The sequence below is a fragment of the Rhodococcus sp. UNC23MFCrub1.1 genome (assembly GCF_000686025.1).
Lineage (GTDB): Bacteria > Actinomycetota > Actinomycetes > Mycobacteriales > Mycobacteriaceae > Rhodococcoides.
Map to the genome: position 1 here is coordinate 274548 of NZ_JMLQ01000001.1, position 19595 is coordinate 294142.

Here is a 19595-nt window from a genome sequence, read left to right on the forward strand (position 1 = left end):
TCGGTGACGAGTCACTGTCACGCTCGGTGCATCACGACATTCACGACGTTTCCGTCAGGAGCGCGCACGAGGAAGTCTCGGGTGAACTACGGGCGGCCTGTTCGTGTCGGTGCCCGCTGCTACCTTCGCACACATGTTCGAACAGGGGTGGGCGACGCGCGATCCGGAGGCCATGGGCCTACCCGGACACCTCGCCGACGTCACGGTCGACGGCGTCCTCGGCGCACTGACCCACGCCACCGCCGGCGCCGCGTACCTCGAATGGACCCGCTACCGGGCCGCGGCGGAACTGCACACCCGACTGGTCGCGCCGCTGGACACCGCCGACCGCCGCCGATTCGACGCCACCACTCACTGCGCCGCCCGCATCGCCGCAGTCCTGTCGATCACCCAGGGCGCAGGCGAGGGCATCCTCACCCGTGCCGTGGCCCTGCGAGATCGTCTGCCCGACGTTGCCGCCTGCCTCCGCGACGGCCTCGTGACCCCGAAGTACATCCACACCATCATCGCCCGCACCGACCTCGTCGACGGCACCGACCATGCCCACCTGGTCGATGCCGAGATCGCGGCGGCACTACGGCGACGCGGCTCCTGGTCAGTGGCCCGGATGCGCGACATGGTCGACCGCATCGTCTACCGCCACGACCCCGACGCCGTCCGCGAGCGTCGCACTCGCGCGAAGGACGACCGCGGCTTCTGGATCGACCCCGCACCCGACGGCATGGCTTATCAGTGCGCCACCATGCCCGCCGAGAACGCCGTCCTCGTCGCCGCTGCTGTCGACGACCTCGCCGGACGCGTCTGCCCGAAAGACCCGCGCAGCGCCGGCGCCCGACGCAGCGACGCCCTCTTCGCCCTCGCCACGCGCACCCCCTTCGAATGCCAGTGTGACCGTGACAACTGCGACGCTCCCGGCTGGACCGGCGAGGACGGTCTCCTGACCACCGTCATCGTGCACGTCGTCGCCGACGCCGCCACCGTGAACGGGGACACCGCCTCCGCGCAGCAGGGCAACCCGGGTTTCCTCGCGGGCCACGGCGTCATCTCCGCCGACCACGTCGCCGACCTCGCTGCGCGCCCCGACGCGGTTCTGAGGCCGGTCGCCGCCACCAACCCCGCCTCGCAACCCGCGGATCCCTACCGCCCGTCCAGTGCCCTCGACACGTTCGTGCGCATCCGCGATCAGTACTGCACCTGGCCCGGCTGCAGCAACGCCGTCTGGACCGGCGACCTCGACCACATCACCGAGTACGACCACGACGATCCCGCGGCCGGTGGACAGACGACCGACGTCAACCTCGGCGCCAAGTGCCGCTTTCACCACAACCTGAAGACGTTCGGCGACTTCGTCGACGACCAGTACCTCGACGGAGACACCGGACGAGTCGTCTCCACCATCGCCACACCCGAGGGACGCGTGATTCCGGGCCCGGCGCACAACGGGTACGACCTGTACCCCGGACTCGCCGACATCACCTTCGAACAGCCGGCGCAGGCCCCACCGGATGCCCCGCGCACATCACCGACCAGGCGAAGAACCCGCCTGGCGGACAAGCATGCGCGGCGGCGGTCCGAACGCTCCCGAAACCGACGTAGACGAGAGTTCGCCGACAACGACGACCCACCACCGTTCTGACGGGACGTCAGTCCAGGCAGAATTCGTTGCCCTCGACGTCCTGCATCACCATGCAGGACTTTTCTCCGTCGCCCGCGGACAGGAGCCGCACTCGCGTGGCTCCGAGGTCGACGAGGCGTGCGCATTCCGCTTCCAGAGCCCCGAGGCGCTCGTCACCGACCATGCCGACGCCCACACGGACGTCGAGGTGGACGCGGTTCTTGACGGTCTTCGCCTCGGGTACGCGTTGGAAGTACAGCCGTGGGCCCACCCCGTTCGGGTCCACGCATGCGAAGGCCGACCCCTGTTTCTCGGCGGGGAGCGAACGGTCGAACTCCGCCCAGTCGGCGAAGCCCGCGGGCGCCGGCGGCACCACGTATCCGAGAACCTCGCACCAGAATCGGGCGACTCGCTCGGGGTCCGCGCAATCGAAGGTGACCTGCACCTGTCTCACCTGAGCCATGGAACCACGCTAGGCGACAGTGGCAGCCGTCGGAAGGGAAATATTCGGGCGCCCTCAGCGTTCTCCGGTGCATGAAGAACATCGGGTTCCTGTCGTTCGGGCACTGGTCACCGTCGCCGCACTCGCAGACGCGCTCCGCATCGGACGTGCTGTTGCAGTCGATCGACCTCGCGGTCGCCGCCGAGGAACTCGGTGCAGACGGCGCGTACTTCCGCGTTCACCATTTCGCGAACCAGCTCGCGTCGCCGTTCCCTCTGCTCGCGGCCGTCGGTGCCAAGACCAATCGCATCGAGATCGGCACCGGCGTCATCGACATGCGCTACGAGAACCCGTTCTACATGGCCGAGGACGCCGGGTCCGCCGACCTGATCTCCGGCGGGCGGCTGCAGCTCGGTGTGAGCCGGGGATCGCCCGAGCAGGTCATCGACGGCTTCCGCTACTTCGGCTACGCCCCGGCCGAGGGCACCGACAGCGGAGACATGGCCCGTGACCACACGCGCATCTTCCTGGACCTGTTGGAGGGCAAGGGCTTCGCGGAGCCGAACCCCTCCCCGATGTTTCCCAACCCGCCCGGCCTGTTGCGCCTCGAGCCGCACTCCGACGGGTTGCGTGAGCGCATCTGGTGGGGTGCAGGTACTCGTGCGACCGCCGAGTGGACGGCGCAGCAGGGCATGAACCTCATGAGCTCGACTCTGCTGAGCGAAGACACCGGCGTGCCGTTCCACGAACTGCAGGCCGAACAGATCGAGCGCTTCCGCAAGACGTGGTCCGACGTCGGCCACTCGTTCGAACCGCGAGTGTCGGTGAGCCGCAGCATCTTCCCGATCGTCGACGACGTCGATCGCGCCTACTTCGGCCGCGAGGGCGGCGGCGGCGATCAGGTCGGCTACATCGACGGCGGCATCGCTCGTTTCGGCAAGACCTACGCCGGCTCACCAGACAAGCTCATCGCGGAGCTGGCGAGGGACGAAGCCGTCGCCGCGGCCGACACACTCCTCCTGACCGTGCCCAACCAGCTCGGCGTCGAGTACTGCGCACACCTCATCGAGTCGGTGCTGACGCACGTGGCGCCGGAGTTGGGCTGGCGGTAGCAGTCCCGCTCAGACGTTGAAGCGGAACGCGTGAACGGGGTACCGCAACCCTACAAGCTGGGCTAATACAAGCGTCGACACCCGGCTTAGCCCCGTGCTAGCCCCAGGCGTTCATCTTCTGTGTCCAGGCGGTCTCAAGGGACCTTGTAGACGAGAGGCGTCTCCCGGTGCGCTTGGACCAGTGCGACCGTGATGCTGACTATCGTCCGAGCCTCTTCCACGGTCGGCGACCGGTTCGTCGCACTGCCATGCCGATCGACCGTATTGGGCCAGATGAGGTCCAGCGTTCCGACGAGAGGCGCGACCGCGTTATCCTCGTTTTTTCCGGGAAGGCTACTTCGCCACTTATTTCCGTTGTTCGCACGCAGGACGCCAACAACATCCCCCAAGGTTGCCTTGTCTTTCTTTGGAACAACAACGGGCGATAGTAAATGTTCTAGCGCCTTTATTGCGTGATCCCACGCATCCGACGGGTCACCGTTCCGCCCGAATGCGTTTGCCCACGCCACTGCGACGTCTTTACTAGCTAGATCGCCTGGCGATGTAGCGGATGACATCAGATCCATGAGTTCAGGCGCGACCGTGCGCGTAATTCCATCGCCCGATTGAGCAACCCGCCACACGGAAGCGCAAGTGGCGAGCACCTCGTTCAACTTCTGGCGATCTGTGGCATTTCGTGTGCAGAATCGAACAGCTGCGTCGATCACATCGAGAAAGAAGTCATGATCTTGGACAGCGGCTTGGAGTATCTCTCGCCTGGCGTCATGTGCATTACCCGCCGGGCTCAAGGGCATCCGCAGCACTGCCGCCAGCTTTCGCTGTGCCTCAAGGTCCGGATACCCGTATACGTCACGCGTCACGTGGTCGTACCAGTCAATTAAGAGTGTCACCATGTGTTCGGGCACGCCCTCGTAGGGGCCATCAGGTCCAAGACCCCTGGTACGCCTAGACAACGGTTGCCAGCTCATGCCGTGGACACTAGACCACCACACCGACAACGTCGGTCAGCGGCGCACTCATGTTCAGATCGTTGCCGCTAACCGCTGATCGGAGTCACGTTGCCTGCATGTGTCCGAATCGCAAACGCCGCGTCCATTGCATCGGTCACCGCGTCGCTGGCGTCGTCGTATAGGTGCCCGTAGATGTCCATGGTCACTTTGAAAGAGCTGTGTCCGAGGTGAGCCTGGATCGCTTTCGCCGGGACGTTGGCCGCGATGAGAAGTGCCGCGCACGAATGTCTTAAGTCGTGAGCGCGCAACGTGTTCGGCAGTCCCGCCAAGCGCGCGGCGCGCTTCCAGTACGGCAGGTAGAAGTCCCGGCCCCAGTGCATGGGCCTGGACCCGTAGGGCGCTTCGGCGGTGACGCGCTCCGTCGGCCAGACGTATGCCTCGGGCGCGAACGCGCTCCGCGCTGCTTGAGCGTGCCCGTGGGTGGCCAGGGCAGCAGCCAGGGCGGGCGGCAGTGGCACACGCCGCGTCTTGTTGGTCTTGGGCGGCACCACGTACCACTCCCCCGAGCTCAAGGTGCTGATGGACTCGCTCACGGTTATTCGGTTCCGCAGGAGATCCACATTCTCCCACCGCAAGGCGCAGATCTCGCCGGCACGCATACCGGTCTGCGCGGCGAACCTCACCAGTAAGCCCAGTGCCTCCGCATCGGGATGGTCCGCTTCGGCAGCTACCCGCGTCATGGCTTGGGCTAACTCCTCAACCTGCCCTGCGGACAAGAACGCCACTTCCTCGCGGTGATGCTTGGGCATGTCGTCCCGAGTAAGGCCGTTCGCCGGGTTGCCCCGCAGGTACCGTGCGCGCACCGCCGCGTCGAGCACTTGATTCATTACCCGGACCGCGTTGCCAACAGTGCCCGCAGCCAGTGGCGTACCGATCGGCTCGGCGACTCCGTCCCGTCGACGTTCCTCCGCCTGCCGCGCTTGGCGGCGATGGTCCTTAGCGGTGCTGGCGTTGGTGAAGTCGGGCTTGCCCTTGTTGTTGTGGTTCACCCGTTTGCCATGGAGAGACAGATCGGTAATCCAGGCCGTCAGATCCATGGTGGTGATGCTGCCGATCGGCCTGTCGGCGAACGTTGGGTAGATGCGGTGCTCCAAGATGGTCCGGTAGCTCTTCGCTGTCTTAGGTCGGAGGTTGCGGCTCTGGAACCAAAGTTCCGCGACCTCTCGGAAGGTGCGGCGCGCCTCGTTCGGATCGATGTAGTCGCCCCGGTTGCGGTCAGCCTTGATGTTGTCGAGGAACTTCTTGGCCTCGGTCCTGGTCGTGAACGTTTTCGAGCGTCGCTTACCCGCGTCGTCGTACCAGCGAGCTTGCGCGCGGCCTGTCGTTTGTTCGCGGATCGAGTATCGGTTGGCACCCATGTCAGGCTCCTGTGGTGGTGGTGAGGGCGTCGGCCTTGGCCAGCTCGACGGATTGGCAGAACCGGCGCACGGTGCTTTCGTGCCACACCGGGCGACCGGCAGGGCTGAGCACTTCGTCAGCGGTCAGGGTCCGCGCGATGGCTCCGTAGGTGTGGCCGTCGGCGCGCATCGCGACGATCCGCCGCGCCACTGCGGTGGGCATCTGCCGGGGCCGTCCCAGTGGCACGCCCTGAGCGCGCTTGGCCGCGAGCGCCGCTTTGGTCCGCTCCCCGATCAGCCGCCGCTCGAACTGAGCGAACGTGGCCAGCATGTTGGCCATGGCCTCACCGGCTGCGGTGGTGGTGTCCACCTGCACATCCAACATGACGAGGCTCCACCGCTGAGTGCGGGCGCGCTCCATGATCTCGGCCGCATGCACGACGCTGCGCGCCATGCGATCCAGCTTGGTGACCACCAGCCCGTCGGCCAGCCCAGCAGCCAACTGCTCCAACGCATTCCGCAAGCCAGGGTTCACCTGACTACCGCTCAGCCCTTCGTCACGGAGGATGGTCAGCTCCCACCCGCGACGCTCGGCCTCGGCGATGAGCGCGGCCTCTTGCGCTTCCAGGCCGAGGCCACTGTCGGCTTGCTCGTCGGTACTGCAACGGACATAACCTAGAAAGTGCTGCTGCGCTCTACTATTCATATTCATCACCGACTCCCCCACACCAGTGCTCCGCGGAAAGGTGACAGGTCCACGATGACCAGCCCCGGCGCGTAGTCGGCGTCGAGCACGGCCAGCACCTCGGCGCGAATGGTGGCGTGGTCACTGCCGCGCGGCACCGTCACGTCGATCTCCTCGTAGCCTTCTGCGTTGCCAACGCACGCTGTCCACACCTCGTGGTCGTGCGCGACGGGACCTCCGTGAAACTCGGTCATGTTGTCTCCCTGCCAGATTGAGGCGTTAACGTCCGATAGCGCCTTACGCCTCAACCTAGCCTGGCGCGGCTTGGGATGACACCCCACTTACGTTGCGATGCAACAGCATTCGCCGCAGATCACTCAGAATGCTGAGCGGCGACCGTTGTACGGGTCTCGCATCTTGGGGGTGATTGCCGCGTTCCGCTTCTTGGGCTTCGGTTCTGGGTCGGGGTGGGCCTCGTCCAAGCTGATGATGGGACTGCCCTTCGCCTTCGCCCTGCGGGGTTTGACGTCGGCACCACCACTGGGTACCCCATCCGGCCCTGCTGGGCTGCCCTGGCGAGGCTCAGCCCCGTCCAATGGCTGTTGTGGGCCTGCGCCGTGAGCCGGGGCAGGCGGTGTGGTGGCGTATGCCGCGCGGACAGGGTTGTACGAATCGTCCTCCGGCAGCCAGTCGGCGTCGATGATCTCGCCGGCGTCAGGATCCTCCACACCGCGCGCTGCACGAGACTCTGAACGGCTGCCCCCGACCAGATTCTCGAGAACGCTTTCCCAGGGAGCGGCTGGACCCACGGTCACTTCCACCGCAGTCTTGGCGGTGATGCCCGCGCGGTCGAGTGCTTGCGTGATCGACGCCAAACGCGTGGCCGGTGGTGTGTCCTCATCGGTGGCGATCCGCAGCAGTTCCTTGGCCATGCGGTCAGCCGCACGCTCAAGCCGAATACGGGCCTGGCGGCGCACCTGAGGCGCGCCACCTCCATGGGAAACACAGAGCGGAGGCTGCGTTCCCTTCAGTGCGGTCTTGCGGCAGTCCTCACCGTTGGTGCGCCGCGCCGAGCAGATGGTGGCCGGGTCCGGTCTACGTCCATCGCCCCACAGCACCTCCTTCGGTGGTCGCCTCGGAGACTCGGCCTCCACTGCTCCCGTTCCGTCGAGCTCGTCCAACTGATCGTGCTTCTCACTCATTGCGTTCCCTCTCCTAGTTCTCGACTGATTTGTGTTCTCAACTTGGCGAGGGCAACTCGTACCCAAACCAACTCGTACTTAAGGGGCGGGTACGGGTACGGGTTGCCACCCGTACACCCGCACACATGCCCACCACACCCCGGCAAATTGAACCCGTAACCACCACCGGGTACGAGTTCAAAACCGCCGTCTAGCTGGTGTTTCATGGGGTTGCGACCGCAACTCGTACCAACTCGTACCCGCACATGGGTACGAGTTGCCCAGCACCGGCAGCAACCCGTACCCGGCGCAGTACGTGTTGCCCGGCCACCGGCACCCACCGGGGCGTCCGCCCGGACGGTCCCGGTCACCGCCTGCGCCTGTTCTTGACTCCCCCACCGGACGCCGCCGACGCTGTTGGCGGTGCGGCGAGTTGCACCACCATCCCCAGGCGACTGCGCTCGACGACGCGGTTACCTTCCTGCCGCCTCGCCATCTGCTGATCCAGGACGCCAGCGGTCACTAGTGCGTCGATCACCCGCAGGGTGGCCTTGCGCTGCCCGCCGAGCTCGTCGGCCAATTTGTTGGCGGTCAGCTCGTACGGACGCTCCGTGACTATCTCCACCGCGCGGGTACGGAGGCGGTCGTCAGCGTCGACGCGGTTGACGGTCAATCCGGTGCCGCTGTCGCTGCGGCGGATGCTCCAGGACAGTTCGTCGGACGCACCCTCGCCCGACTCCAGCTGACCTTCCGGCGGGAGGTGCCAGTCCAGGTCGTACCGGCGTCCACCCCACTGCCGCGACCCGAACTCCATAGCCAGGCGGTAGTCACCCGCGTCCAGGTCGGGCTTCTCGCGGTGCTTCTGCAAGATCCAGCTGTCGGCCCACTGGCCCATCCCCGCCTGCGAGATGGAATCCAGATCGAGGTCGCTGTTGCCGGACTTTTTGAAGTGATCCGCCACCACCAGCGCGGCTTGCCCCGCCACCGACGCCGACACCTCGGCCAGCATCCGGCCGCGCTCGTACAGGTTCTGCGCCTCGATCCCGGGCGGGTGGAACGCATACAGCGGGTCGATGATCACCAGCTCGGGTTGGGCGGTGTCCAGGTTGCGCTTGAGCGCATCGGTGAACGACACCCCCGACAGCGACCCGACCTCGAACACGGCGTGCACGGGCAGGTCGCCCAGCTCCACCTTGAACGCGCGGGCAATGGCCTGGAGCCGTCGCTGAAACGGCCCCTGCCCGCCCTCACCCACGTAGTACAAAACCGGGCCGGGGCTGTGGACGGCGAACTCGCCGAACAACGCCTCGCCACTGGCCACAGCCACCGACAACGCCAGCAAGTTGTACGACTTGAGCGTCTTCTTCTCGCCGCCCATCGGCCCGAACGAATGTCGCGGCCACACGCCCTGCACCAGCCATTCCATCGGCGGGACAGGCACCGCCAGCTCCGCCGCGCCGACCATCGCGAAGGACGGTTCGCCGCCGCGCGCCTCGAGCGCACGTTCTTCCTCGCGCAGCTCTTTGGCGCGGTCATGGGCGCGCAGCCGGTTGAGCTCTTTGGCGGTCTCGGCGTCCAACGACGCCGACGGATCACTGCTCTTGCGGATCGCTTCAGCCACAACGGGATCAATATCGCCCCCGACGGACCGGACGCGGTCGTATCGGTCCACAGCTGCCGGGCCGTCGGCAGCGGCAGCGATCTGCTCGGCGGTCATCCCGTCGCCCACGAGCTCGGCAATGCTGATCGTCTTGATCGTCATCCGCGCGCCGCCATTGTGACCCGCAACGGCGCCGTGCCGTACGCCCGCTCCTCCGCGGTGAGTACCGGGCGAGCGCGCGCCTTGGACACTGCTCCTCGTACCGCCCGATAGAAGTCCGCCGTGGCGACCGACGCGGTGCGGGCTTCTCCCGGCAGCTCCCCGGCCCGGCGTCGGTCCATCACTTCCAGATACGCCAGGCGGATCATCTCGAGTGCGAGCGCCAACCCGGTACGTCCTTCGGTCGCCGCGAGCACCACGGCCAGCACCCGTTTCGTCATCGCCGCGTGCGCGGACGCGTCGTCCTCGGCTCCCCGTGCGAACATCTCGATCAACCGCGGATACACCACCAACACCTGCATGGCCGGGCTCATTTCGTCCCAGACGGCGTCGGCTCCGTGTTGCGCATTGACCCAGTCCACGGCCTCGCGGGGTGCCGTCGGTACCGACCGCATTGTCGGAGCTGTCGGTGCGACGACGATCGCACGCTCGGCTACGGCGTTGACGATGCCCAACCGGGTAAGCCCCGGCGCAGCAGGGTTCAAGGCCGTCCGCACCGCCACAGGCCGGTCTATTTGCTTGTGGTTGACAGTGCCGGGGCACCGCAGGATGTGGCTGAGGTCGAACACGCTGTCCACGCGAGCCCCGGCCTGCACATGGTCCGCAGCAGCGGCGACCAAGCCACCCCACCCGGCGCAGACCTCGCGCCACCGTTGCAGCGGCCACATCTCGCCGGCCGAACCGTCGAGCTGCCAATGCTCCGCGACGCGGTTCGGTTGGGTGCGCGAACTCCGCACACGCCACAACGGTTGCACTCCGTGGCCGCTCTCGATCAGCACCGACGGTTCCGACCCCACCCAACGGCTGAGCACCTCGACCACCGCGTAGCAGCGTTCCATCGACGCGAGTGAGCCGTCCTTGACGTCCAGGTCGCCCCATACCGCGCGGACGCGGGTGACGTCGGCCTCTGTTCCTCGTCCTCTTGCCACCGATGGTGAGATCGGATTGACGCCCCACCACACGTCGCGGTCCTGCGGAAGCTCCCGCTGCGGCAGTTCGCGGACGGTCGTCAAGCAGCTACTGAATCCGCCTCGCACCGGGTGCTTGAAGTTCACGCTGATGCGTTCGGTGGGCCCATACTGGAGGACATCGAGGGCATCCTGTAGTCGAAGGTTGTGCTGTTGCAGCAGAACCGAATTGGGCATATTGTGGGTCACGTTCAGGGCCTTTCTGGCCAGCCGAAGTGGGATTCGGCGAATGTTGTGAGTCAGAGTTCGTCAGCGAGACACGGGCCGTCACCCTGGTGGTGACGGCCCTTCGCGTGTCAGTAGTGGCGGTCGGCGCAGAATCCGACACCGCGATGCCACCCGTCGAACCCGACAACCTCAAAGGACAGGTCCTCCAGCGGCGAGAACGGCGGCTGCAGGATGCGCTTACATGCGTCGCACACCCCACCGACGTGCGTCACGGTGCCGCAGGTGACCTTCAGGTACTCGGTGCACTTCCAAGAAACGCGACGGTCGAACGCCGCACAGAACTCGCACGTGAGCGGCACCCGATCGACCGAAAGCCGCACGACGCGCTCGGAGGACCAGTGCAGCGGCACCGGGAACGCCGACAACGTCTGCTGACCGACTTCGAAACCACCGCTGCGGTGCAACGCATCCAGTCCTGCAGGCGTGAGTGGTTGTCGCGCGCCGTGTTCATCCAGGTCGCCGCGCACTACGACGCCGTCCCGATTCACCGGGACCGACGGCACGAACTGGAACGCTGCCTCGCTGTGCACAACGACAGACCGCACACCGACCGGCCCGGTTACGGCAGCAGTGAGCGCATCATCGTGCACCTGCGTCTCCTCGGCGAGGGCGCGTTCCCGGTCAGCACGTATGCCGTCGCCGGACTCGAGGTAGACATCCCTGAGCTCGTCCTCGCTGTAGCCGCCGTGTCGGAACGGCAACGGGGCACGGTCGGGTCCGTTGGAACGCAGGTAGTCGAGACCCCCAAGGAGGGCCTTCATGCCGGGATAAGTCGTCGGCGTGTCGATCCAGCGGTCCACCGTGTCCGCAATCACGGGGTATCTGCGTGCCCCTGGCGAGAACACCACCGGCCTGCCGCGCACGTCGAACTCCGGGCGTCTGGCGGCATCCATCGCATCCCCCAGCGGTGTGACAGCTCGAAAACCTTCCCTGACGCGTTGGACGAACGCGTCAAGATCCCCCAGGTACCCGGTCATCGGTGCTGTCCGTCAGCCAGGGCATCGCTGCCAGCTTGCATCCATCGCGCCAGTTCACGTCTGGAGTACAGGAACTTCTTACCGCGTCGAATACCCCGTAATTCCCCGGTAGCAATGGCACGCCTGATCATCCACCGTGTGGTGTGTGCATTCACGCGCTGGGCGAGTTCGAACATCTGCCTTTCCGACAGATCGTGAATGTCAATCGGGTCGATGCCTAATTGCTTCAGGACATCGATATCCGTTTCATCACCTGTTGCGGGCGGTTCGTGCAGGCGTCTAGCAAGAGTGCTCATATCGTCCTCCGGGGCAGTTCGGAGAAGATGGGGGCCGAAAACCAGAAAAGCTGGCGCACGACACACATCTCCCGTTGGGGATTTGTGTGTTGCTCGCCAGCTAGCGGTCATACCCGCGCGATACCTCTACTGCTCAGCCAACTTCACTGCTCGTGCATCGGTCGCTGCTGCAACATTGGAGGTCGCCACTGAGGCTCAATGGGCATTTGTGTCCAAACCATCCAAGTTGTCCAATCCCGTGGGATTGAGACGTCTCCTCGGCCTAAGCCGTGGGTGCCCCACTGCCGGGGCAATGCCAACTTTACACAACCACGCAATTGCCGCAAGGTGCCGCGCAGCAGCGTCGGTCAACCGCGCATTCCGACCCGGTTTGCAAGCAAAACGAAGTAGTACATTGGTAGGCGTACCTCAGGCATCGGCGTTGCGCGCCCCGGAGGTACACCGGACGGGTCACCGGACCCATCAGGCCAGAGGCCACCCTCGCTCCGTTGTGCGGAGGAGGAACCAGCACCCGCCTCGCACTGATGGAGTAACAAGTGACCACTACTCGACCGCTCAGCCGTCCCGTCTTCCACCGGCCCGATCCGTGGACCACCGGCCCTGGCCGCGTCCCTGCTTCTTACCTCGCGCCGATCTTCGGCAGCGACCCCGGCGGCTACTACAACTACGCCGACGTTCGGTCTGCGAAGACGCTCGACGGTGTCCCGCTGACGACGCTCTGGGACGAGGCGAATGCGTTCACGTCGGCGCTGAACGAGAAGCGTTCGAAGTTGGCCGCACTTGTCTCGTACAAGACGACTTCCATTGCCGACGCCATTGTTCAGACGCCTCACGGCACCAATTTCGAACGCGCATCGGAATTCGGAGTGCCGACGGCGGCGCGTAGCAAAATTGAGCCGTTGATGATGGGTTACACGTTCCAAGATTACGACAAGGCGACCCGATTTACGAAATTTTTCCTGCGCGATGCGACTGCGGAGCATGTTCGAGCCCATCTTGTAGAAATTGCCGAGGCAGATAATAGGCTCGTTAATGGCCTGGTGCTGCGCCGTTTATTCGACAATTCTTCGTCATTCAATGAATTCGGCCACAAAGTTTTTCCGCTGTGGACAGGATTGGACGGCTACACGCCGCCTCCCTATGCCGGAATGGTGCATCCCACGCAGACCAGCCACATGCTCGCCAGCGGTGCCCCGGTGCTCGACTCCGGCGATCTCGAGCAGCTGATTCAGGCAGTCACATCCAAGGGCTACGGCGTCTCGCAGGGTTCTCAGCTGATCATTCTGTGCAACCCGAGCGAGCTCGATCAGATCAGCACGTTCCGGCGGGGCGTACCGTCCCGCCCGCGCATGGCGGGCGAGTCCGTAGACGTGCTGCCCAAGTACGACTTCATCCAGAGCGCGACCGCCCCGGCGTACCTAACAGACGAGAACGTCGTAGGCAAGATTGCGCCGGGCGAATACGGCGGCCTCCCAGTCGCTGGAAGCTTCGGCCCGTCGTGGATCGTCGCCGATCACCTACTGCCGGTCGGATACGTCGCGTGTGTCGCGAGCTCCGGTCTTGGAAGTTCGCTCTCACCGTTGGCCGTGCGCGAGCATGTCTCCCCGGAGTACCGGGGACTGCGCATCCTGCCCGGCTCGGTGGGAGTCAGCCCCCTGGTTGAGTCCTACTTCAGCCGAGGCGTAGGTTGCGGGACCCGGCACCGTGGGGCCGCTGCCGTTCTGCAAGTGACGACCAGCAACACCTACACACCGCCGAACTGGGCGTGGTCCTGATGGCGCGGGACTCGGCTCCGCCGCCCGGCGTGCCTTCGTACGGGCGGCGGGACGCTCCGGGTGAATCCGAGTTCAGCCACGGCCCCGGTCTGACGCCCAAGGGTCTGGAGCGTGCACCTGTTGTCGACGGTGGGCGATACCACGGTCTGTCTCCGCGCATGAAGGTGCCCGACGAACTGACTGCGGTCTCGGACCTGATCGCCGAGCGGTCGGCCGGCGAGACCGGCGACGCGTGATGGCCGTCCGGCAATTCAAGCGGAAGAGAAACGGGCAGTTCGCAAAGACCGCTGGCTCGGCTGCCCGTGCCGTCAAGTCGGCCACCAAAGCGTCCGGCCGGAAAGCCACCAAGAAAGTCCGGCGGTCCTACGTCAAGGGCAGCTTCGAGAAGAACCTCGAAGTCGGCCAGGGCGGGGCGTACAAGGGCGTCAAGGTCGGCGCGGAGTTCCGCAGCCCCGCTGGACGCGGCGCGGTCGTCAAGGGAATTGTCGGATATCACGGCAAGCCCGACCGTCTGCTCGACGTCAAGCCGAAGTTAAACAAGCCCGCAAAGACGCTCACGGTCACGGTCAAGCCGAATTCGGCTCCCTCGTCTTCTTCGGCGAGCGCTAAGCGGGCCACGGCAGGGTCCAAGACGATGCGCACGCCGACCAGTGCGACCGCCGCCGGTAAGCGTGTGCGGCGCTGACCGGCCACATGCGGCCCAGTGGGCGGCGGTGCCGCACACGTCCGATGTGGCGACGCTCAGCCACCAACGACCAGCCTCTGGCGCAAGTGCGGTAGCTGCCAGCGCCACCACATCGGCCCCGAGCGCCTAGGAGAAGCCACGCTCCCAGCTCGGGGAAGACGGTCGCCGCCTTTCGGCCGTCCGCGAAGACCCTCGGGCCTACCTTCAGCCCGAGGGTCGACGTGTATGTGCTGAGCAATTACCCATGAGGGCTATGTATCCAGGAAGTCCCACTCGCTACCCAAGACCCACCTTAGGGCCGAGAGCTTCCCGTTGAGCATCCCCAATTCGAAATCGCTGTACGGCCCAAGAAGGTCCTGACCTGCGAATTTCTGTTCGATGCGCAGTCGGGCTGGTCCGGCAATTTCCCGCACTCGTTCCAGCTCGATCGTGTCGCCGTCCCGCTTGGCTCTAATGTCGGACTGGAGGCTCCGGTGGTACCACACGCGGTCGAAGAGATCGTTTTCCGCTGCGAGTATTTCGTCCAGCCGCCGTGGATCCTCAAGGAAATCCAAATGCTGATTAATATCGGACAAATAGTCGACACCGAAATACTCCTCAAGTGCCCCGAATAGACCGTCAACCCCAAGTCTGTAGTCGGATCCATTCACCTCGAATAGCTCCGCGAGGTCTGGGTGGGGGTCGCGACGATCGCCGCTTTCACTTGAGAAATCCTCGTGGTTCGTCGTGATGAAGAAATGAGGGTCTTCGGATAGATCAGCATTTGCTGCTGAAGTCGCGTACCCCTCCAGGATCAGCGCGTCGGCAACACTGTTCTTGTTCCTGTGCAGCGGGGCGCGCTTCTCAAGACCGCGTTGGACAACGCTTACTCGCTCGGCATCGGTGGGTTCGAGCTGCTTACCCGCCTTCAACAAGGCTTCTATCTCGTCAAAGTTACGAGTTGTCATTGCGCCAATGAGGGGTGCGTGGTGAGCTAGTTCGTCGAGCGCATCGCGGGTCTCTGCGTGTGCGTCTCCGCCGAAATCTCTAACTTCCCTGCGTAGGGATCGCAACCTGTCGGCCAAGCTGGTGGTGATTGAGGCCTCGACCCTCGGACGGTTCCTCGCGAACTCCTCAAGAACAACCGGTGGAACCAGCAGTTCCAATTCACCATCACGCACTAGTTCTGTCACCGTGTAGATCGTTTTTTGGCCGTCGCGTCTCTTCGCCAAGTCCAGCCAAGTTGAGGTGTCTACAAGCAATTTCAGCACGAGCCGATTCTATGCAAAGCGCGCTTCGCCGTTCGGCAATCTAGCCCCGCAGTAGCCCCATCGCGGTCCCAACACGGTTGCGGCACGCACCGCATGCGGTCCGCGCACGGTACCAACAAGCACCCACGCTGAACTGGGCTTTCTACGGATTACGTGCAGTTGCCACCTGCGGATATAGCGCCCGGACGCTTCTTGTTACACGTTGAAGCGGAACTCCACCACATCCCCGTCGGCCATGACGTATTCCTTGCCCTCGATGCGGACCTTGCCGGCCGACTTGGCGGCGGCCATGGATCCGGCGGCGACGAGGTCGTCGTAGGACACGACCTCCGCCTTGATGAAGCCCTTCTCGAAGTCGGTGTGGATGACACCGGCGGCCTGGGGTGCGGTGTCGCCCTGATGGATGGTCCACGCGCGGGACTCCTTCGGCCCCGCCGTGAGGTAGGTCTGCAGTCCGAGGGTGTGGAAGCCGGCGCGAGCCAGAGCGTGCAGGCCGGGCTCGGTCTGGCCGATGCTCTCGAGCAGCTCCATCGCGGATTCGTCGTCGAGTTCGACGAGCTCGGACTCGATCTTGGCGTCGAGGAACACGGCGTCGGCGGGTGCGACAGCAGCCTTCAGCTCGGCGACCTTCGCGTCGTCGGTGAGCACCGACTCGTCTGCGTTGAAGACGTAGAGGAACGGCTTGGTGGTGAGCAGATTGAGCTCACGCAATGACGACGCGTCGAACGTGTCCTTCACCGAGTACAGCGTCGTGCCGCTGTCGAGGATCGTCTGCGCTTCCTTGGCCGCGGCGACCATCGGCGCGCGATCCTTCTGCGTGCGAACTTCCTTCTCGAGACGCGGGATCGCCTTCTCGAGGGTCTGCATGTCCGCGATGATCAGCTCGGTCTCGATGACCTCGATGTCGGCGGCCGGATCGACCTTGCCGTCGACGTGCACCACGTCGTCGTCGGCGAACACGCGCACGACCTGGCAGATGGCGTCGGCCTCACGAATGTTCGCGAGGAACTTGTTGCCCAGGCCGGCGCCCTCGGACGCGCCCTTCACGATGCCGGCGATGTCGACGAACGTGACGGGCGCCGGAAGGATCTTCTCGGAACCGAAGATCTTGGCCAGCTCGTTCAGCCGCGGATCCGGCAACGGGACGACGCCCTCGTTCGGCTCGATGGTGGCGAACGGATAGTTCGCCGCCAGCACGTCGTTGTTGGTCAGTGCGTTGAAGAGGGTGGACTTGCCGACGTTGGGCAGTCCGACGATTCCGAGGGTGAGGCTCACAGGGAGGAGAGTCTACGTGCCGCCCCCGACCGCCCTGTCAGTACGTGTAGTCGGTGCCCGATCCCGCCGAGATCGCGAAGGCGATGAGCAGCACGTAGAAGAGGATGAACAGCGCGAAGAGCCCCACGAAGATGTAGAGCGAGTACTTGCCCAGCTGCTTCGTGCGTTCCGACGCGTAGTGCGCACCCTGATAGTCGCCCAGCGACCACCGCGGGAACACCGAGCTCGAGTGGTTGAACGCCGAGAACGCCAGCGGCCAGAAGAAGATCAGCGCGGCGGCGGCCCAGCCGGCGTTGGTCGGCGGCAGCGGCGGCGGACCGTACTGCTGCTGGGGATAACTGGGGGGCTGCTGTGGGAAGGCTCCGCTGGTCGGGAACGCTCCGGTGTCCGTCGGCCCCTTCGTCAGGTCGGGCTCGTACGACGAACCGGTGTACGGCTGCTGCGGGTACTCGGGGTGGTCTGACACACGAGCATCGTAGGCAGTCGGGGCGCGCGAGTGGGGTCTCGTTGTCATGTCGTGACGTTCGGCGACGGTCCCGGACCGCTCGGCGCAATGATCCGCACACGCCAGGCTCACAACCGCACGAAATGTCGGTCGGTCTGCTTACAGTGACTGCGATCACACGATGATCGCCGCCCCTCCACCGCATGCCAGGAGCCCGCAGATGACTGCCGTGTCCGACAGGGGGAACTCGCACGTCGAGTTCCTCAAGACCGACGACGACCTTCCCCCCGTGGGCGTCGTCGACCGCTCACCGATGACGGTGCCCAAACGCATCGTCTTCGTCATCATCGGTCTGCTGGGCGCTGTCGCCTGGACCGTGATCGCCGTGATCCGCGGCGAGCAGGTCAACGCGGTGTGGTTCGTCGTCGCGGCGGTCTGCACCTATATCTTCGCGTTCCGGTTCTACGCACGCCTCATCGAGAACCGCATCGTCCATCCGCGGGACGATCGGGCCACACCCGCCGAGATCCTGGAGAACGGCAAGGACTACATGCCGACGGACCGTCGGGTGCTGTTCGGCCACCACTTCGCCGCGATCGCGGGCGCCGGTCCCCTCGTCGGTCCCGTCCTCGCCGCGCAGATGGGATATCTGCCCGGCACCATGTGGATCATCATCGGCGTCGTCTTCGCCGGCGCGGTGCAGGACTTCCTGGTGCTCTGGATCTCGACCCGCCGACGCGGCCGCAGCCTCGGTCAGATGGCCCGCGAGGAGCTCGGCGTGGTCGGCGGTGTCGCCGCCCTCATCGGCGTCTTCGTCATCATGATCATCATCATCGCGGTGCTCGCACTCGTCGTCGTGAACGCACTCGCCGAGAGCCCGTGGGGCGTCTTCTCCATCGCACTGACCATTCCCATCGCCCTCTTCATGGGCGTCTATCTGCGGTACCTTCGCCCGGGCAAGGTCTCCGAGGTCTCCCTCATCGGCGTCGTCCTGCTGCTGCTCGCCATCATCTCCGGCGGCTGGGTCGCCGAGACCGAATGGGGCGCCGACTGGTTCACGCTGTCCAAGGTCACCGTCGCGTGGTTGCTCATCGCCTACGGTCTCGCCGCGTCGATCCTCCCCGTGTGGCTGCTGCTCGCCCCGCGTGACTACCTGTCGACGTTCATGAAGATCGGCACCATCGTGCTGCTCGCCGTCGGCATCCTCATCGCTCGACCCGTCCTGCAGATGCCGGACATGACGTCGTTCGCCAGCGAGGGCAACGGACCCGCGTTCTCCGGATCGCTCTTCCCGTTCCTCTTCATCACCATCGCCTGCGGCGCGCTCTCCGGTTTCCACGCGCTGATCTCCTCGGGCACCACGCCGAAGCTTCTCGAGAAGGAGAAGCAGATGCGGATGATCGGCTACGGCGGCATGCTCACCGAGTCCTTCGTCGCCATCATGGCTCTGGTCACCGCCTGCATCCTCGATCAGCACATCTACTTCGCGCTCAACGCACCGACCGCACTCACCGGCGGAACACCCGAGACCGCCGCGGCGTACGTCAACGGGCTCGGACTGTCGGGCGGGGACGTCAGCGCAGCCGAGCTGTCGCAGGCCGCGACGGACGTCGGCGAGGAGTCGATCATCTCGCGCACCGGCGGCGCCCCCACGCTCGCGTTCGGCATGTCCGAGGTGCTGCACCAGGTCTTCGGCGGCGAGAGCCTGAAGTCGTTCTGGTACCACTTCGCGATCATGTTCGAGGCGCTGTTCATCCTCACCACCGTCGACGCAGGCACGCGTGTCGCCCGCTTCATGCTGTCGGACTCGCTCGGCAATCTCGGTGGCGGCGCGAAGAAATTCCGCGATCCGTCGTGGCGCGTCGGTGCCTGGATCTGCTCGGTCATCGTCGTCGCGGCCTGGGGCGCCATCCTGCTCATGGGCGTCACCGATCCGCTGGGCGGCATCAACACGCTCTTCCCGCTGTTCGGCATCGCGAACCAGTTGCTGGCCGCCATCGCGCTCACGGTCGTCCTGACCGTCGTGGTGAAGAAGGGTCTGCTGAAGTGGGCCTGGATCCCCGCGCTGCCGCTGGCCTTCGATCTCGTGGTCACCATGACGGCGTCGTACCAGAAGATCTTCTCCGACGTTCCGGCCATCGGCTACTGGGCGCAGCACAGCGACTTCAGGGAAGCGAAGTCGCAGGGCCTCACCGAGTTCCGGTCCGCCGCCACACCGGAGGCCATCGACGCCGTCATCCGCAACACCTTCATCCAGGGCACGCTGTCCATCGTCTTCGCGGTACTCGTCCTCATCGTCGCACTCGCCGGATTCGCCGTCTGCTTCAAGGCGATCCGCGCCGGTGGACTGCCCAGCAGCGAGGAGGCGGACGTACCGTCGAAGCTGTTCGCGCCCAGCGGTTTCCTCCCCACCGAGGCGGAGAAGTCGGTGCAGGCGGAATGGGACGTGCTCATCGCGGACGGCACGGTGCGCCGGCCGGGAACGGGCCACTGAC

The 19595-nt window shown here is 65.2% G+C and carries 19 protein-coding genes; 6 read left to right on the plus strand and 13 right to left on the minus strand.

Annotated features, from left to right (window positions below; all coding sequences use genetic code 11):
• Positions 1–133: 133 nt before the first annotated feature.
• On the plus strand, positions 134–1636 hold the full coding sequence (locus BR07_RS0101315; protein WP_027503901.1) for a DUF222 domain-containing protein: 1503 nt from the start codon (positions 134–136) through the stop codon (positions 1634–1636).
• 7 nt (positions 1637–1643) lie between these two features.
• Here the strand turns inward: BR07_RS0101315 and BR07_RS0101320 are convergent, their stop codons facing one another.
• Entirely contained in the window at positions 1644–2078 is a 435-nt protein-coding gene (locus BR07_RS0101320; protein ID WP_027503902.1) for a VOC family protein, read from the minus strand.
• A 71-nt stretch (positions 2079–2149) separates the two neighbouring features.
• Between BR07_RS0101320 and BR07_RS0101325 the strand changes: the two genes are divergently transcribed.
• The gene (locus BR07_RS0101325; RefSeq protein WP_027503903.1) at positions 2150–3169 is read left to right on the plus strand and encodes an LLM class flavin-dependent oxidoreductase; all 1020 of its coding nucleotides are present in this window, start codon (positions 2150–2152) and stop codon (positions 3167–3169) included.
• Between the two features lie 134 nt (positions 3170–3303).
• On the opposite strand, the gene BR07_RS26865 is transcribed toward BR07_RS0101325, so the two are convergent.
• From BR07_RS26865 to BR07_RS26875, 9 genes are all read right to left on the minus strand, one after another.
• Complete coding sequence (locus tag BR07_RS26865) at positions 3304–4137, minus strand: hypothetical protein (protein ID WP_155956893.1); 834 nt, start codon at positions 4135–4137, stop codon at positions 3304–3306.
• 68 nt (positions 4138–4205) lie between these two features.
• On the minus strand, positions 4206–5537 hold the full coding sequence (locus tag BR07_RS0101335; protein ID WP_027503904.1) for a tyrosine-type recombinase/integrase: 1332 nt from the start codon (positions 5535–5537) through the stop codon (positions 4206–4208).
• Position 5538: 1 nt separating this feature from the next.
• On the minus strand, positions 5539–6243 hold the full coding sequence (locus BR07_RS0101340; protein ID WP_331280440.1) for a recombinase family protein: 705 nt from the start codon (positions 6241–6243) through the stop codon (positions 5539–5541).
• Positions 6228–6455 carry a hypothetical protein gene (locus tag BR07_RS0101345; protein ID WP_027503906.1) on the minus strand — a complete coding sequence of 76 codons (228 nt, stop codon included), beginning with the start codon at positions 6453–6455 and terminating at the stop codon, positions 6228–6230. The genes BR07_RS0101340 and BR07_RS0101345 overlap by 16 nt, the downstream gene beginning before the upstream one ends.
• A gap of 123 nt (positions 6456–6578) precedes the next feature.
• Positions 6579–7403, minus strand: coding sequence for a hypothetical protein (locus BR07_RS26870; protein ID WP_155956894.1), 825 nt, complete (start codon positions 7401–7403; stop codon positions 6579–6581).
• Positions 7404–7749: 346 nt separating this feature from the next.
• Positions 7750–9144, minus strand: coding sequence for an AAA family ATPase (locus BR07_RS27250; RefSeq protein WP_027503907.1), 1395 nt, complete (start codon positions 9142–9144; stop codon positions 7750–7752).
• Positions 9141–10214 carry a hypothetical protein gene (locus BR07_RS27255; protein WP_197027706.1) on the minus strand — a complete coding sequence of 358 codons (1074 nt, stop codon included), beginning with the start codon at positions 10212–10214 and terminating at the stop codon, positions 9141–9143. The genes BR07_RS27250 and BR07_RS27255 overlap by 4 nt, the downstream gene beginning before the upstream one ends.
• A 251-nt stretch (positions 10215–10465) precedes the next feature.
• Positions 10466–11374 (minus strand): hypothetical protein, encoded by a 909-nt coding sequence (locus BR07_RS0101360; protein WP_155956895.1) that lies wholly within the window; start codon positions 11372–11374, stop codon positions 10466–10468.
• Positions 11371–11670, minus strand: coding sequence for a helix-turn-helix domain-containing protein (locus tag BR07_RS26875; RefSeq protein WP_155956896.1), 300 nt, complete (start codon positions 11668–11670; stop codon positions 11371–11373). Before BR07_RS26875 ends, BR07_RS0101360 begins: the two co-directional genes overlap by 4 nt.
• Positions 11671–12206: 536 nt before the next feature.
• Here BR07_RS26875 and BR07_RS0101365 point away from each other — a divergent pair.
• The 3 genes from BR07_RS0101365 to BR07_RS22790 are packed head-to-tail and all read left to right on the plus strand — an operon-like array spanning position 12207 to position 14130.
• A complete protein-coding gene (locus BR07_RS0101365) occupies positions 12207–13445 on the plus strand; it encodes a hypothetical protein (protein WP_027503910.1) in 1239 nt (412 codons plus the stop codon).
• On the plus strand, positions 13445–13681 hold the full coding sequence (locus tag BR07_RS0101370; RefSeq protein WP_155956897.1) for a hypothetical protein: 237 nt from the start codon (positions 13445–13447) through the stop codon (positions 13679–13681). The genes BR07_RS0101365 and BR07_RS0101370 overlap by 1 nt, the downstream gene beginning before the upstream one ends.
• On the plus strand, positions 13681–14130 hold the full coding sequence (locus BR07_RS22790; protein WP_051613043.1) for a hypothetical protein: 450 nt from the start codon (positions 13681–13683) through the stop codon (positions 14128–14130). Before BR07_RS0101370 ends, BR07_RS22790 begins: the two co-directional genes overlap by 1 nt.
• A 251-nt stretch (positions 14131–14381) precedes the next feature.
• Here the strand turns inward: BR07_RS22790 and BR07_RS0101380 are convergent, their stop codons facing one another.
• The 3 genes from BR07_RS0101380 to BR07_RS0101390 all read right to left on the minus strand — a co-directional run bounded on the left by BR07_RS0101380 (position 14382) and on the right by BR07_RS0101390 (position 17121).
• Positions 14382–15380, minus strand: a complete 999-nt coding sequence (locus tag BR07_RS0101380) for a PIN domain-containing protein (RefSeq protein ID WP_027503912.1) — start codon at positions 15378–15380, stop codon at positions 14382–14384.
• Between the two features lie 195 nt (positions 15381–15575).
• Positions 15576–16655: a redox-regulated ATPase YchF gene (ychF, locus tag BR07_RS0101385; protein WP_027503913.1), complete on the minus strand. Its 1080-nt coding sequence runs from the start codon at positions 16653–16655 to the stop codon at positions 15576–15578.
• Between the two features lie 37 nt (positions 16656–16692).
• Positions 16693–17121, minus strand: coding sequence for a CD225/dispanin family protein (locus BR07_RS0101390; RefSeq protein WP_027503914.1), 429 nt, complete (start codon positions 17119–17121; stop codon positions 16693–16695).
• 199 nt (positions 17122–17320) lie between these two features.
• Between BR07_RS0101390 and BR07_RS0101395 the strand changes: the two genes are divergently transcribed.
• Complete coding sequence (locus tag BR07_RS0101395; RefSeq protein ID WP_027503915.1) at positions 17321–19594, plus strand: carbon starvation CstA family protein; 2274 nt, start codon at positions 17321–17323, stop codon at positions 19592–19594.
• The last annotated feature ends 1 nt before the right edge of the window (position 19595 follow it).

Bases quoted from the DNA above. Each gene is read 5' to 3' on its own strand.
- BR07_RS22790 (WP_051613043.1), top strand. From the start codon at position 13,681: ATGGCCGTCCGGCAATTCAAGCGGAAGAGAAACGGGCAGTTCGCAAAG.
- BR07_RS26875 (WP_155956896.1), bottom strand. From the start codon at position 11,670: ATGAGCACTCTTGCTAGACGCCTGCACGAACCGCCCGCAACAGGTGAT.
- BR07_RS27250 (WP_027503907.1), bottom strand. From the start codon at position 9,144: ATGACGATCAAGACGATCAGCATTGCCGAGCTCGTGGGCGACGGGATG.
- BR07_RS0101360 (WP_155956895.1), bottom strand. From the start codon at position 11,374: ATGACCGGGTACCTGGGGGATCTTGACGCGTTCGTCCAACGCGTCAGG.
- BR07_RS26865 (WP_155956893.1), bottom strand. From the start codon at position 4,137: ATGAGCTGGCAACCGTTGTCTAGGCGTACCAGGGGTCTTGGACCTGAT.
- BR07_RS0101315 (WP_027503901.1), top strand. From the start codon at position 134: ATGTTCGAACAGGGGTGGGCGACGCGCGATCCGGAGGCCATGGGCCTA.
- BR07_RS0101370 (WP_155956897.1), top strand. From the start codon at position 13,445: ATGGCGCGGGACTCGGCTCCGCCGCCCGGCGTGCCTTCGTACGGGCGG.
- BR07_RS0101345 (WP_027503906.1), bottom strand. From the start codon at position 6,455: ATGACCGAGTTTCACGGAGGTCCCGTCGCGCACGACCACGAGGTGTGG.
- BR07_RS0101335 (WP_027503904.1), bottom strand. From the start codon at position 5,537: ATGGGTGCCAACCGATACTCGATCCGCGAACAAACGACAGGCCGCGCG.
- BR07_RS0101320 (WP_027503902.1), bottom strand. From the start codon at position 2,078: ATGGCTCAGGTGAGACAGGTGCAGGTCACCTTCGATTGCGCGGACCCC.
- BR07_RS26870 (WP_155956894.1), bottom strand. From the start codon at position 7,403: ATGAGTGAGAAGCACGATCAGTTGGACGAGCTCGACGGAACGGGAGCA.
- BR07_RS0101325 (WP_027503903.1), top strand. From the start codon at position 2,150: ATGAAGAACATCGGGTTCCTGTCGTTCGGGCACTGGTCACCGTCGCCG.
- BR07_RS0101395 (WP_027503915.1), top strand. From the start codon at position 17,321: ATGACTGCCGTGTCCGACAGGGGGAACTCGCACGTCGAGTTCCTCAAG.